At 69.4% G+C, this 11,926-nt stretch carries 13 protein-coding genes; 7 read left to right on the forward strand and 6 right to left on the reverse strand.

Annotation, left to right across the window (positions count from 1 at the left end; genetic code table 11):
* Positions 1–429 precede the first annotated feature (429 nt).
* The gene (locus KBX43_RS27930) at positions 430–969 is read right to left on the reverse strand and encodes an ATP-binding protein (protein ID WP_069088881.1); all 540 of its coding nucleotides are present in this window, start codon (positions 967–969) and stop codon (positions 430–432) included.
* 593 nt (positions 970–1,562) lie between these two features.
* Between KBX43_RS27930 and KBX43_RS27935 the strand changes: the two genes are divergently transcribed.
* Positions 1,563–1,904 carry a hypothetical protein gene (locus KBX43_RS27935; protein ID WP_307851610.1) on the forward strand — a complete coding sequence of 114 codons (342 nt, stop codon included), beginning with the start codon at positions 1,563–1,565 and terminating at the stop codon, positions 1,902–1,904.
* 226 nt (positions 1,905–2,130) lie between these two features.
* Here KBX43_RS27935 and KBX43_RS27940 read toward each other — a convergent pair whose 3' ends face one another.
* The gene (locus tag KBX43_RS27940) at positions 2,131–2,838 is read right to left on the reverse strand and encodes a DUF899 family protein (protein ID WP_043331028.1); all 708 of its coding nucleotides are present in this window, start codon (positions 2,836–2,838) and stop codon (positions 2,131–2,133) included.
* 137 nt (positions 2,839–2,975) lie between these two features.
* On the opposite strand from KBX43_RS27940, the gene KBX43_RS27945 reads away from it, so the two are divergent.
* From KBX43_RS27945 to KBX43_RS27965, 5 genes are all read left to right on the forward strand, one after another.
* A complete protein-coding gene (locus KBX43_RS27945; RefSeq protein WP_210888147.1) occupies positions 2,976–3,896 on the forward strand; it encodes an RNA polymerase subunit sigma-70 in 921 nt (306 codons plus the stop codon).
* A gap of 907 nt (positions 3,897–4,803) precedes the next feature.
* Positions 4,804–5,199 (forward strand): hypothetical protein, encoded by a 396-nt coding sequence (locus tag KBX43_RS27950; protein ID WP_064448191.1) that lies wholly within the window; start codon positions 4,804–4,806, stop codon positions 5,197–5,199.
* A gap of 289 nt (positions 5,200–5,488) precedes the next feature.
* Positions 5,489–5,830 carry a CU044_2847 family protein gene (locus KBX43_RS27955; protein ID WP_069088884.1) on the forward strand — a complete coding sequence of 114 codons (342 nt, stop codon included), beginning with the start codon at positions 5,489–5,491 and terminating at the stop codon, positions 5,828–5,830.
* Complete coding sequence (locus KBX43_RS27960) at positions 5,827–6,891, forward strand: serine protease (RefSeq protein ID WP_210888150.1); 1,065 nt, start codon at positions 5,827–5,829, stop codon at positions 6,889–6,891. Before KBX43_RS27955 ends, KBX43_RS27960 begins: the two co-directional genes overlap by 4 nt.
* Positions 6,891–7,925: a hypothetical protein gene (locus tag KBX43_RS27965; protein ID WP_187693404.1), complete on the forward strand. Its 1,035-nt coding sequence runs from the start codon at positions 6,891–6,893 to the stop codon at positions 7,923–7,925. Before KBX43_RS27960 ends, KBX43_RS27965 begins: the two co-directional genes overlap by 1 nt.
* A 51-nt stretch (positions 7,926–7,976) precedes the next feature.
* On the opposite strand, the gene KBX43_RS27970 is transcribed toward KBX43_RS27965, so the two are convergent.
* Entirely contained in the window at positions 7,977–8,768 is a 792-nt protein-coding gene (locus KBX43_RS27970) for an aminoglycoside N(3)-acetyltransferase (RefSeq protein WP_210888153.1), read from the reverse strand.
* Between the two features lie 178 nt (positions 8,769–8,946).
* Positions 8,947–9,384 carry a hypothetical protein gene (locus tag KBX43_RS27980; RefSeq protein ID WP_113972643.1) on the reverse strand — a complete coding sequence of 146 codons (438 nt, stop codon included), beginning with the start codon at positions 9,382–9,384 and terminating at the stop codon, positions 8,947–8,949.
* Positions 9,385–9,484: 100 nt separating this feature from the next.
* Between KBX43_RS27980 and KBX43_RS27985 the strand changes: the two genes are divergently transcribed.
* Complete coding sequence (locus tag KBX43_RS27985; RefSeq protein ID WP_210888155.1) at positions 9,485–10,069, forward strand: GNAT family N-acetyltransferase; 585 nt, start codon at positions 9,485–9,487, stop codon at positions 10,067–10,069.
* A gap of 5 nt (positions 10,070–10,074) precedes the next feature.
* On the opposite strand, the gene KBX43_RS27990 is transcribed toward KBX43_RS27985, so the two are convergent.
* Together KBX43_RS27990 and KBX43_RS27995 are read right to left on the reverse strand one after the other, a co-directional pair.
* The gene (locus tag KBX43_RS27990) at positions 10,075–11,262 is read right to left on the reverse strand and encodes an aromatic acid exporter family protein (RefSeq protein WP_210888160.1); all 1,188 of its coding nucleotides are present in this window, start codon (positions 11,260–11,262) and stop codon (positions 10,075–10,077) included.
* A 50-nt stretch (positions 11,263–11,312) separates the two neighbouring features.
* On the reverse strand, positions 11,313–11,780 hold the full coding sequence (locus KBX43_RS27995) for an SRPBCC family protein (protein WP_210888163.1): 468 nt from the start codon (positions 11,778–11,780) through the stop codon (positions 11,313–11,315).
* Positions 11,781–11,926: the final 146 nt, after the last annotated feature.

Below are 11,926 nucleotides of genomic sequence, written 5' to 3' on the forward strand. Positions count from 1 at the left end.
TGGGGGAGTGGTGAGAGACGTCGAGAGGTGTTTCCGCTGGTAGGAGCCCACTCGGGCAGGTCACCGGGTCGCCCATCTTGATCTCATAATCCCTCGGTCGCGGGTTCGAACCCCGCCCGCCCCACCAAGCCGTTTCTCCAGCTCAGCCATGGTGCCGACGGCTCGGGTGCACTGCGTCGAGGTCATGGCCGCCTTCACATTGGCCCCTCCGCCACCGCGACACTGGCCGCCGTTGTGCCGCAGCTCGTGCGGCGTCCGGTTCGCAAGCTCGATCGACGCCGAAGCCCGGTCGAAGACCCGGCGACGGAAGTTGTTGTTACGCAACACCTCGCCCGTTGGGGATGTGAACACCAGCTCGTCACCGGGGCACATCAGTGGGCGTCGGGACGTGCGGTCTGCCGATGGGTGGTTGGTTCGGAATCCTTGGTGTCAGGGGACCGACGGAGGCCAGCGATGCCTGCGCCAGTCCTCCCACGTCGCGAATTCTGCCGGCGGGCAGTCGACGGGTTCACTGCCGTCGAGTTCCCCTTCGGTCGGGATGCTGATGAGGGCAGCCCACCTGTCGAGTTCCTCGTCGGACATGTGCCACGTCGTGTGCGGCTCTTCGGCTTGGCGTTGGTCGAGTCGTCTCCGTTGCTCGGCCGGTGGGAGTTCGAAGTAGCGCATCTCCACCGCCGCGCCGAGGTCGGCAGCTGCCTGCCGTAGCGCGGAGCGCTCATCTCGACCCCAGAGGCCGAAGTCGATGACGACGTTGATGCCGAGATTGAGGGCGCGCAGCCCAATCTCGATGAGCCGTCCTTCGATCACGTCCGAGGCCGACGGCGGGTTCGCGAGGCCGTACAGGGCCTTTACCCACTCGTCCTTCGTGAGGCGAAGAGCCTGCTCCTCGACTTCTATGCGCCGCGCTTCTGTGGTCTTCCCGGTGCCTGGCAGTCCTACCGTCAGGAACAGAGTCGGTCGTGTCGTCATCGTTTCCCCATCTGAACGGTCGCGCCATCATCGCTGACGCTCGCTCATGCCGCGACCAGCGCGTAGGTGTCGCCGATCAGTTGGCGGACGGGTGTCGCGCATCAGCCGACGGAAGACAAGAGTTCTACACCGCGAACTGCCGAATTGGCCTCTTTAGGATCAAGGCGGCCTGCTGGCGGCGCAAGCGCCGGCATCGGCCGGGCCGGCCGGCCACGCTGACGGGGCCTACCAAGGGCTTGAAGGGCTGTGAGGCGGGACGATCGGCGTAGGCGTCGCTCCCAGTTGAGGTTGGGGCGATCGGCTGCCGCGCAGCGGAGCTGCTTGCCCCCGGCCTCTCGTAGGTCGCCGAATGCGGTTTGACGACGATGAGGACCAGGGCGTGAACCGTCCCCGGGTGCCCGATCCTCTACGCCACCCGCCCGGCGTCAAGGGCGCTGCGCGTCGGTATGCCGATGGCCTACAGCCATCCTTGACCCCAACCGGGCACCGCAGTTTTTGGCACCTATCCGGGGGACGGGGGCAGACTGGCGGCTATCCGTCGAGGATCTGGACGGTCTGCGACGGCATCTTGATCCAGAGGGGCAGCCTTGGATGTGAACCGCGACGAATCAACGGTGACCGTCCCACTTGACCGGGCGATTGAGGTAGCTCGCTTCCTTGAATGCCTCACCCGCTCGATTGACCGGATCGGTTCAAGTATGGCAGGCGGCCATGCAGACGCCGAGACCGTCGACCGCTTCATCGACGAGTGGCTGATCGGCCCTCAAGCGTCTCGGGCGCGAAGGGTCCTATGGGATGCCATCAGTCAGGTGATCGGTGAGGAGGCGGTGGAGGGAATCGCTGAAGCAGTGCCCAGATTCCCGGACGCCCCACCTGATGAGGTGGGACGGCTTCGACAGGAGCTGTCGGCGGGGCAGAAGGCGCTCGATGGGTAGCCAACTCTTGCGGGACGAGAGGCTTGCGGGCAGTTCGCACCCAGTCCGCAAGAGGCCGACCGCCTCTGGGGGAGTGGTGAGAGATATCGAGAGGTGTTTCCGCTGGTGAGAGCCCCATTCAGGCAGGTCGCTGGGTCGCCCATCTTGATCTCATGATTCCTCGGTGGCGGGGTCGAAACCCGCCCGCCCCACCAGCCGTTTCCCCAGCTCAACTACGATCAGGACGTCATCGCGGTGCAACGCCGGGGCGTGACCATTGCGCGGTGGGGCGGCCGTCGAGACGCCACGGGTGCCCGGCGACCCGCGGCCAGCCTTCAGGCGAGTTCTCCCAGTTCTCCTGCCGGCCGTACACCGTGAGATCCAGAGCGTGGTAGGTGGTCATCAACGCCTCCACGCCCCGCCCGGTGGTCCAGTAGGTCTCGTAGACCTTGTCGCCGTCGCGCAGGTAGCACGCGATGAACCCGAAGTGACGACCGTCGGCCAGAGCCGGGTCGGAGTCCTTCGCCGAATACCAGGGGAACCTGTAGCCCATGAACTCCGCGAACGGGGCGCTTTCGTCGTAGGGACCCTCGCAGAAGACGGCGTAGGTGACGTCCCGAGCATGCAGGTAGTCCAGCGTCTGCATGTGACAGGTCGAGAAGGTGCACCCCTCACACTGATGCTCGTACGGATTGCCGTCGTGCCACATATGGAAGTAGGCGATGAGCATCCGGCGGCCCTCGAACACCTCCACCAGCGGGGTGTCGCCGCCAGGGCCCCGCACCGTCACCGTCGGCATCAAGGTCATCGGTAGCTGACGACGAGCGGCTGCGATCGCGTCTCCTTCGCGGGTGTGGGCCTTCTCCCGTACGAGCAGTTCGTCGCGCTTGCGCAGCCAGGTCTCCCGGTCGACGACCGGGGGCGCGGCGGCGCTGGACGCGGGGGTTGCCGTCATGGCTGTCTCCTTCGTGGAGTGGGGATCGGTCACAGGTACAGACGACCGAGTCGGCGAGTGTCATCGGTGACCGATGACGGATGCGGTCCGCGGTCGTCAGTACGGTTGTGAGCACCATTCAGCCCCGGGGAAATCACATGCCCGACTCGTCTGACGAGCAGGCGATCTGGCTGCGGCGCGCCTTCGACGAGCACCGGCGTGAGCTACACGTCCACTGCTACCGCCTCGCCGGGAACGTCACCGACGCGGACGACCTGGTGCAGGAGACCTTCCTGCGTGCCTGGCGGGCTCGCGACCGCTTCGAGGGCCGGGCGTCGGCGCGTACCTGGTTGTATCGGATCGCCACGAACGTCTTCCTCGACAGCCGCAAGGCGGCCGGTCGACGGGCGGTGCCGTACGGTGATCCGCTGGAGTGGTCCACCGAGCTCGGTCCCTATCCCGACGCCCTGCTGGCCGACGACGCGCAGGCCGGTCTCGCCGCTCGGGAGACCGTCGAGCTGGCCGTGATCGCGGCGCTCATGTACCTGCCGCCGCGGCAGCGGGCGGCCTTCGTGCTGCGCGACGTCCACGGCTGGACGCCGCAGGAGATCGCCGTCGCGCTCGACACCGCCGTAGCGGCCGTCAACAGCCTCCTCCAGCGGGCCCGCCACACCCTCCGGGGGCGCGCTCCGTCGGACCCGAAGGAATGGCGCCGCCCGCAGCTCACCAGTGAGGACGAAGAGATCCTGCGCCGCTACGCCGACGCGAAGGACCCGGAGACGATACGGGAACTGCTCGCCGAGGACGTACGGATCACGATGCCGCCCGAGCCGCCGGTCGTCGGGATCGACGCGGCCGCGGAGTTCCTCGGCCGACCGCTCGACTGGCGTACCTTCCCCACCTCGGCCAACGGGCGCCCGGCACTGATCAACTATCTCCGCCGGCCCGGCAGCCGGCACTACGAGGCGTTGGTCGTCGACGTACTCCGGATCGAGAACGGGAAGATCGTAGAAAGCAACGCCTTCATCGGTGCCCGTCACGTCGCCGCCTTCGGCATGCCCACCACGCTCGAGCCCTAGACAAGTAAGCTTCAAGCTCAGGATTCCTACGAACTCGGCGGCGTGGTTCCGTCGCAGGGGACACCGACACCTAGTTGTACGTGCGCCGTCTGCCCCCGCGACGTGATGGTGAGCGGTAGGCAGGCCGGCCGCGCAACCCAGGTGCCGCCGACGAAGGCCAGCCACTGAGGTCGGTCATCGACAGGTGCGCAGGCGCGCACGTGGGCGCTCACGGCCGGCACCACTGACGAGCCCCATCCGAGACGCGCCTTGTCCTCCCAGCCGGCTGCCACCCGAAGGTCGACCACTGCGCCGCCGCGTACGACCAGGCCCCATTTGGCGAACAGCCGGGCTGCCGGGTCCGGTTGCCCCGATTCCGCTACTTGAAGCACCGGCCGGGCAGGTACCGCGACGTCCTCTCCCACGAGCCGATAACCCGCCGGCGGTTCCGTGATCGTATCGACCGATTTGGTGCACGACTCCTGCCCGGCGCCCACGTCAGCTGACGGGGACGCGCTGGGGTCGGTGCCCAGAGACGCAGTTGGCGCGGGTGGTCTGGCCTCACCCTGGCCGGTACCGCTTGAGGACGTACAGGCTGCCGGCGCCGCCATCAGGAAGATGCTGAGCGGCCACCACACCATGCGGCTGGTCCTTCTCACGCGCGTCACCTCCTGAACGGCGAGGCCATCACCGGTAAGGGCACGACTCGTGAAGCGTCACCGTACCCGAGGGCGGGTGCGTTCGATGCCGCCCATCTGAGCCTGCGGCAGCCCGACCAGCTAGACGCGGGCCAGTTCCGCGATGTGCGGACCCACCGCGGAGATGAGCTGAGGCGAGGAATGGTTGGCGGCATCACCGCCTACGCTGCCGGGATGAAGGCGGAAGCGGCGCCGGCCATGCCGACGGCGGACATCGACAGGAGACGGGCGTGAGCAGGCGAAAGGTCTTGCTTGTGGCCGTCGGCCTACTGATCGCGCTGCTGCCGTGTGCCCTGGCCTGGAGGTCACTGTGGCCGGTCCGCATCGACGCTCTGTGCGGCGTTTTCCAGTCCCGGCAGGGTGGGGTCGTCAAGATCGAGCCAGACCGTTCCTTCACGGTCTCTGCGGCCGTGTTCGGTCCGAACGACACGGTTTCCGGGAGCGGCCAGCTGCGCCCGGGTGACCTGGCAGCGGACGGCCATCTAATCCTGACGATGAAGGATGCCAAGGTAAGCCTTGAGCTGGATACGCGGCGCAGTTGGCGAGGGAATGTGAGCCTGTGGCACTGGGCCGACGACCCGGACACCGGGGAACGCGAGACCTTCGTCCAGAAGTCTGCCTGCTAGTCCGCGTCCAGTCCGCAGGGGTCCACCAGGAGTAGTGATCGATGCGAGATGCCGTAAGGCATCGGCCCAGTCCTCAGTAGAGCGCGATATTCGACCAGAAGTCGTGTTGCTGACAATCGAACCGGCCGAATGCCTGATCCTGGCATCAGTGCGCGAACGTCAGGATCTTTTTCAAGCCGGTTGAACGATCCTCGCAAGTTGCGGGCGTCACGCCGGTCGTCATCGACGCATTGTCGCGTCGTCTGCATTGTCCCGCTGACCTCTTTTTCCTTCCGTCCGAAGGAGTGCTGTGCCAGTTACCAGGCAATTCGCGGTGCATGGAGCGGATCCGGTTCTCATCGAGGTCGATGGTCAGGACCTTGATATTCGTGGCGAGAGCGCCGGCATCGGGCCGGTGGGCCGCAGCGGTCGTACCGAACCGAGATCCTTCGAGGAGTCCCTTCGGAGCGTCCGCGCGGCGGCTCTGGAGGCCATGCGCGTGTTCCGCGAGGACCTGGGGCCGAGCGAGGTCAAGCTCACCTTCGCGGTGAAGATGACGGCTGAGATGAACGCCGTCATCGCGAAGACCGCGTACGAAGGAAACCTCGGTGTCGAACTGGTCTGGCGACGGGAAGACTCCGCACCGAAATGATCACCTCCTCTGAACCCTGGCGGCTGCGGATCCGAGCCACGACGAATGATGGTGCTCCGTCGGAGGTGCTGGGAACCGCATTCGTCGTGGCGCCGGGCGTGGCCCTCACGTGCGCTCACGTGGTCGAGGGCCGGGTCCGGTGCTGGGCGGAGGCGCCGGGGGGCTGGGGCTCGGGCCAGGTCTGTTCCACCCGCTACGCGGTGCCGGGCTGGAGTCCGGGCCGGTACGACGGGACCGACGTGGCAGTCGTCGACGTGCCGGAGAGCTGGCCTACGGCGCCGCTCGGGCCCAGTGCGCCGCCGCGGCCGGAGACGCCGCTCGACGCGCTCGGCTTTCCGGAACAGTATTCGGCGGCGGACGACCGCGGTCAGCGGACCCGGGTCCAGGTCATCGGGCCTGATGAGACCGGGAAGCTCATCCAGGTGAACGGTCTGCCCGGATTCGACGGCCAGATCCAGCGCGGATACAGCGGCGGCCCCGTTGTCGACGTCACGTCGGGCCGCGTCGTCGGCATGGTTTCGACCGCCGACATGGACAAGAGGCTGCGGATCTCGTGGATCATCCCGCTCGCCACGCTGGCTGAGGCCTGGCCGCCGTTGGCGGACCTGCTCCCGGAGCAGATCCGCGTCGACCCGGAATTCGTCGAGGCGGTCGCTGCTCTCAACAATGGGGCGTACGCGCGGGCCCTGGAGCGCTTCAACACGCTCGTGAACATGTATCCACGCGAAGTCGATGTCTACTACTACCGGGTGCTGGCCGCTCTCGGCGGCCGACGCCCCGGCGGGTACCGGTACGAGGTGATCCGGGCGATGGAGAATCTGCTGCAGATCGGCATTCAGATCGAGCCCGGCCGTACGAGCAACCATTTGCGAGCCCTCTGGGCGCTGATCATCGAGGACTACTACGAAATCCGTGGCATTCCGACCGACCGCTCCAGGCTGCGCGGCCTTCAGGCGGCGCTGTCGGGCGTCGGCAGTGATCGCGCCCGCGAGATCATCAACCACGTTCCTGCTGTCGAGTGCCCGACCTGGCAGGGGCTCAGCCGAAACCAGGGGATCTGATGCATCCTGAACAACGCGCAGAGCGAGCCGGCAAGTATTTCGCGCCCGAACCGTCCACGCCGGTAGCCCAGTACGTCAAGCTGGCATTCGGTGGCGGACTCCTGCTGATGGCCCTGGTGATGTTCGCCGTCGGTGACGCGGCGATCTGTCTCGGATTCCTCTGTGGGGTCGGCGGCGCCGTGCTCGTCGTCCTGGGGCTCATCGGGCTCCTGAACTATGCGGAGGCGCGCCGGCGCGCCTATCCCCGGGCGACCGATCAGGAGATGGACGCCTGGCTGTACGGGGCCGAGGAAGCCATCGCGCAGATGGGCTACCGGCGGCTGAACATCCACCCCACCGAGCTTTCCCAGGGCAGGCAGCCCTATCTCGTCTTCTACGGAATCCCCGAGCTGTTCTCGGTTCTCCCGTTCCACTGGAACAGGGGACGGGACGGCAAACTCCGCTACTCCGCGTACAAGATCATGATCGTCTACATGTCGAACTGGCGCCTGCCGGTGTACGAGTGCGTGCTCGACATCGCCACCGGGTTCACGATCCGCGACTCCACGAAGGAGTACGCGCTCGGCAACGTGGACGGGATGGAGACGTCCGCGGACCGGGTGAGCGTCTTCAACGAGCAGTGGAAACCCGGCTCCGACGGCAACAGCGGCGGGGTCTTCTCGGGAGCCATCGGCAACGGGCCGAACATGGGTGCACAGTTCGGGCACTACACGCAGCGCCAGATCATCAAACTGCTCGTCTCCGGCCGGGTGGCTGTCGACCTCTGGCTGGGGATCGCGCCCAACGAGGCGATGGGTATCCAGGGTGTCACGGAGCCGTCCTCCGTGGACAGGATGATCTCCCAACTCCGCGAGCACCTGCGGGAACACAGCGGCGCCGCGTATCCCGACGCGCCCGCGGCGTTGAGTGGACCCGCTGTACCGTCGGGTGCGGACCCGACCGCGCTGTTGATGCCGCCGCCGTCCGAAGGCCACACGACCGAGCCGATCCGCCAGCGTCCTCCTGGCGAGGAGAACGAACAACGCCCCGCGTGAGTCGAGCGCCCCGTCCGTCGTGTGAGTCCGGGCGGCGGACGGGGACGGCGATCAGCCCGTGCGGTTGGTGGCCATCCACCCGGTCGCGAAGTCGACCAGCGCGCGTTGGCGCATCAGCCTGGCCGTCGCGCTGCCGACCCGGCCGACCGTCGCGCCGCCGGTGGCCTCGAAGTCGGCGCCCAGCCGGTCGAAGTCGTCCTCGTCGGTGACGACGTCGGTCCACGTGGTCCACCGGCTCGTTCCGTCCGGCAGCCGTACCGCCGAACCCGTCACCGCCCGCGGCGGCGACGCCTGCCGCCATTCCGCCAGGTGCAGCGAGGTGTTGGAGCTGTGTTCGCAGCCGAGCAGCAGCACCTTGCCGCCGAGCCGGTAGACCGCGCCCAGCGGTGAGCCCTCGCCCAGCGCGTCGTCGAGGCGGTGTCCGTCCACGACGTCGGCGGCGTGCGCGCCGAGCGCGGCGAACGACACCTGCGGATGGTCGCTGCGGCGGGCGCCCGGCCAGGTGCGTACCGTCTCGGCGACGGCGCCTATCCACCGGCTCGGCGTGCGCGCCGGGTCGAAGCCCGGGGTGTGCTCGCGGATGACGGGCCACCACGCCTCCGGTACGGGCGGATGCCGCCACCCGGCCGGATCCGTGTTGTCCGGCGTGTGCGTCGGCACCACGAGGGTGCCCTCCGAACCGAGCGCCTCCAGCAGCGCCAGCACCACCGCGTGGGTGCCCCCGGCGACGAACCCGAGACTCCGGTACGACGAGTGCAGCAGCAGGACGTCGCCCTTGGTGACGCCGAGCGTGCGCAGGTCGTGCGCGATCGAGGCGACGGTGTGCGGTGCGGCCTGGTCCACGCGGCGCAGTGTAGGCGGGGCCCTGAGCAGGATTCTCGCCGATTCCGGGATAGCGGCGGCGTCCCCGCGCGTCTGTCACTGGTGAACGAGGAGACGAGGGTGGTGCGGTGGACGAGGACGAGCGGGCGGTGCTGGCCGAGTTCGTGGCGAGCCGTGCGCCGGCGCTGATTCGGGTCGCCTACCTGCTCACCGGCGGGGGATGCCGGTTCACGTAGTCGCGGGCGCGGGGGAGCGGATCACCGAAGTACTGGTGCGGCATGCGGTGATGCTGGGCCCGGCAGAACGTGGCGAGGTCGCCCGTGATCCCGATCCGGTCCAGTGGACGCCGTTCGAACTCCCGGTTGGCGGCGAGCAGGTCCGCCTCCCGGTTCCATCCGGCGTGGTCGAACGCCCAGTCCGCCCAGGTCGCGTACACGTGGAAGACCTGGCGCTCGCCCGCGAACCGCAACCCCGCGAGACCGATCGGCCGGTCCGGGTAGGTGTCCCGGCACACCCAGGCCAGGATGTGGCAGGCCCCGGCCGCGAAGAACGCCTGGTCGGCGCGCTCCCAGGCGAGTCGTTGGTCGGCCCGTTCCCGCGGCGTACGCCGGAAGACGCCCGCTGCCGTCACTGCCACCAGCGCACCCTAGCCGAGCGGCCACGTGACGCGTGGACCCTCGCACGTGCCGATCTGAACCCGATTGACATGTGGGGTGGTCGGCGGGGGAGAGTCGGGCATGCGCTTTCAGGTGTCCACACCGCCCGCCGTTCCCGCCGGTACGTTGGCCGCCGGCCCGCAACCGACGTTGCCCGCCGAGGGCGGCCTGGTCCTGCGCCCCTGGGCGGACGGGGACGCGCCGAGCGTCCTGGCCGCGTACCAGGATCCGGAGATCCGCCGCTGGCACACCCGCCGGCCCGCGTCGCCGGAGCAGGTCCTCCAGTGGTTCGCCCACTCCCGTCGATCGTGGCAGGAGGAGACGGGCGCGAGCTGGGCGGTGACCCGGGGCGACGAGGTGGTGGGCCGCATGACGTTGGGCGGCGTCAACCTCGACGACGGCGAGGCCGCGTGCGCGTACTGGGTGGTTCCGGCCGCCCGCGGCACCGGCGTGGCCTCCGGCGCGCTGCGGGCGCTGAGCGCGTGGGCGCTCGCGGACGGCCGGCTGCACCGGCTCTGGCTGGACCACTCCACCGGCAACGTCGCGTCGTGCCGGGTGGCGGTCAAGGCCGGGTTCCGGCTGGAGGGCACCAAGCGCAGCGCGGCCGTGCACGACGACGGACGGCACGACATGCACCTGCACGCCCGCGTCCGCGGGGACGACTGACCGGGTCACGACTGCGCGGCGGCCACCTCCCGGATGCGCCGCAGCGCCTCCGCCCGGTCCATCCCGGTCGCCTGGAGGATGTCGCTCGCGGCGGTCCGGACCTGCCCCACGATCACCGTGCCGGACAGCCCGGTCCCGGCCAGCTCCGCGCGCGTCGCCGCCGCCACCGCGTTCAGCGCGTGCCGGCGGGCGTCCTCCGGACCCTGGTCCGCGAGAACCTCCTCCTGTACGGCGTGCACCGCCGCGCCGAGCGCCTCCACGGCGTCCGGCAGGCTCTCCGGGATCGGCTCCCCGTCCTCGATCAGCACCACGGCCCGCCGGGCCAGCACGCGGGTGTTCCAGACCGCCTGGTCCACGTCCGGCGCGCCGAGCTGGTAATGCTGAACGGATTGCCGCCTCGGCCACCGGGCCGGGGCGAGGTCGACGGTTTCCTTCGCGCCGCCGAAGACGTCCCAGAACCGGCCCAGGTCCGTGCCGATCGCCTGCGACCGGCTCAGCGCCCGGTCGGCCAGTTCGTGGTCGCGTCGCCGTAGGGCGGTGGCGGTCGCCGCGAGCTGGTCGGCGAGCTGCCGCAACGTCGGCGCGGCCACCCGCCGCATGACCCGCAGCGGGTTGATCGGCACCAGCAGCAGTGTCACCACCAGTCCCACGCCGCCGCCGATCAGCGCGTCCACGAAGCGGGGGAACTCCAGCGTGTGCCGGGACGAGGAGAGCGCGCCGAGCAGCACCGCCGTACCGCTGGCGTTGCCCACGATCCCGCCCCGCGTACTCAATGCCAGCGCGACCAGGACGGACGCCGCGACGATCACGCCGGTCTGCCACACCCCGGCGCCGACGGCACCGATCAGCAGGTCCGACACGATGATGCCGAGCGTCACCCCGGCGAGCAGCTCGACGGTGTTGGAGAGGCGCCGTCCGAACGACGAGGTGATCACCGCGACCGCGGCCGCCGGGGCGAAGATCGGGCTCGGCATGCCGGTGACCCAGCGCGCGACGGCCCAGGCCAGCGCCGCCGCCAGCCCGGCCTGCACGGCGAGTACGGACTTGACCCGCAGCTGCTGCATCCGGTCCCGCCCGGCGGCCCGGCCGCGCTCGTTCACGCGCTCCCACGCCTCGTCGAACCGTTCCGCGTCCAGGCCGGCGCGCCGCGACGACCCCCGCCGGCCGTCGCGCCCCTCCCGCTGCCCGGTCACCGCGGGCGGCTACCCGCAAAAACCGCCGCCAATCCCGGCGTCCGCCTAGGTCAGCCGCCCGATTCGAGGTACGCGGCCAGGTGCGCCAGCGAGGACGCGATGCCCTCCTCGTGCACCGCCTGGTCGATGCCCGGTGGTACGCCGGTGGCCGTGACCGTCACCTCGGTGCCGTCGCCGGCCGCCGCGAGGTGCCAGGTCATGGTCATGGTGCCCGCGTACGCGGGGTCGTCGGCCTGGAACACGGCGGTCTGCACGACCCGGCGCGCCGGTACGAGTTCGGCGAACCCGACGTCGACCACGTCGGTGGCGTCCGACGTCTTGCCCGGGCTGCCCGCCGGATCGAGATAGGTGAGCACCATCCGGAACCCGCCCCCGGGCCGAGGATCCCACCGCTCGATCCGCCCGCGCATCCCGTCCGGCGGCAACCACGCCTCCAGGGCCGCCCGATCCACGAGCGCCCCGTACACCGCTGCCGGCGCGGCCCCGATCGTCCTGCTACCCCGATCGACCCTGCTCACCCCCCAACCCTAGGCCCCGCACCCTGCCCGCCCGTGGGCGCTCTCGTCGATCTTGGAGTTGTGGCGGTTGACGAATGCCACCGAGTAGGGCGATTCAGGCGCAACAACTCCAAGATCGGCGGGGAAGCGGGGGCGGGGCGCGCCGG

The sequence above is a fragment of the Micromonospora sp. C41 genome (assembly GCF_018070485.1).
Classification (GTDB): Bacteria; Actinomycetota; Actinomycetes; order Mycobacteriales; family Micromonosporaceae; genus Micromonospora; species Micromonospora chalcea.

Excerpts from the sequence above, each read along its gene's own strand:
- KBX43_RS27930 (WP_069088881.1), bottom strand. The coding sequence starts at position 969 with ATGACGACACGACCGACTCTGTTCCTGACGGTAGGACTGCCAGGCACC.
- KBX43_RS27940 (WP_043331028.1), bottom strand. The coding sequence starts at position 2,838 with ATGACGGCAACCCCCGCGTCCAGCGCCGCCGCGCCCCCGGTCGTCGAC.
- KBX43_RS27945 (WP_210888147.1), top strand. The coding sequence starts at position 2,976 with ATGCCCGACTCGTCTGACGAGCAGGCGATCTGGCTGCGGCGCGCCTTC.
- KBX43_RS27960 (WP_210888150.1), top strand. The coding sequence starts at position 5,827 with ATGATCACCTCCTCTGAACCCTGGCGGCTGCGGATCCGAGCCACGACG.
- KBX43_RS27965 (WP_187693404.1), top strand. The coding sequence starts at position 6,891 with ATGCATCCTGAACAACGCGCAGAGCGAGCCGGCAAGTATTTCGCGCCC.
- KBX43_RS27985 (WP_210888155.1), top strand. The coding sequence starts at position 9,485 with ATGCGCTTTCAGGTGTCCACACCGCCCGCCGTTCCCGCCGGTACGTTG.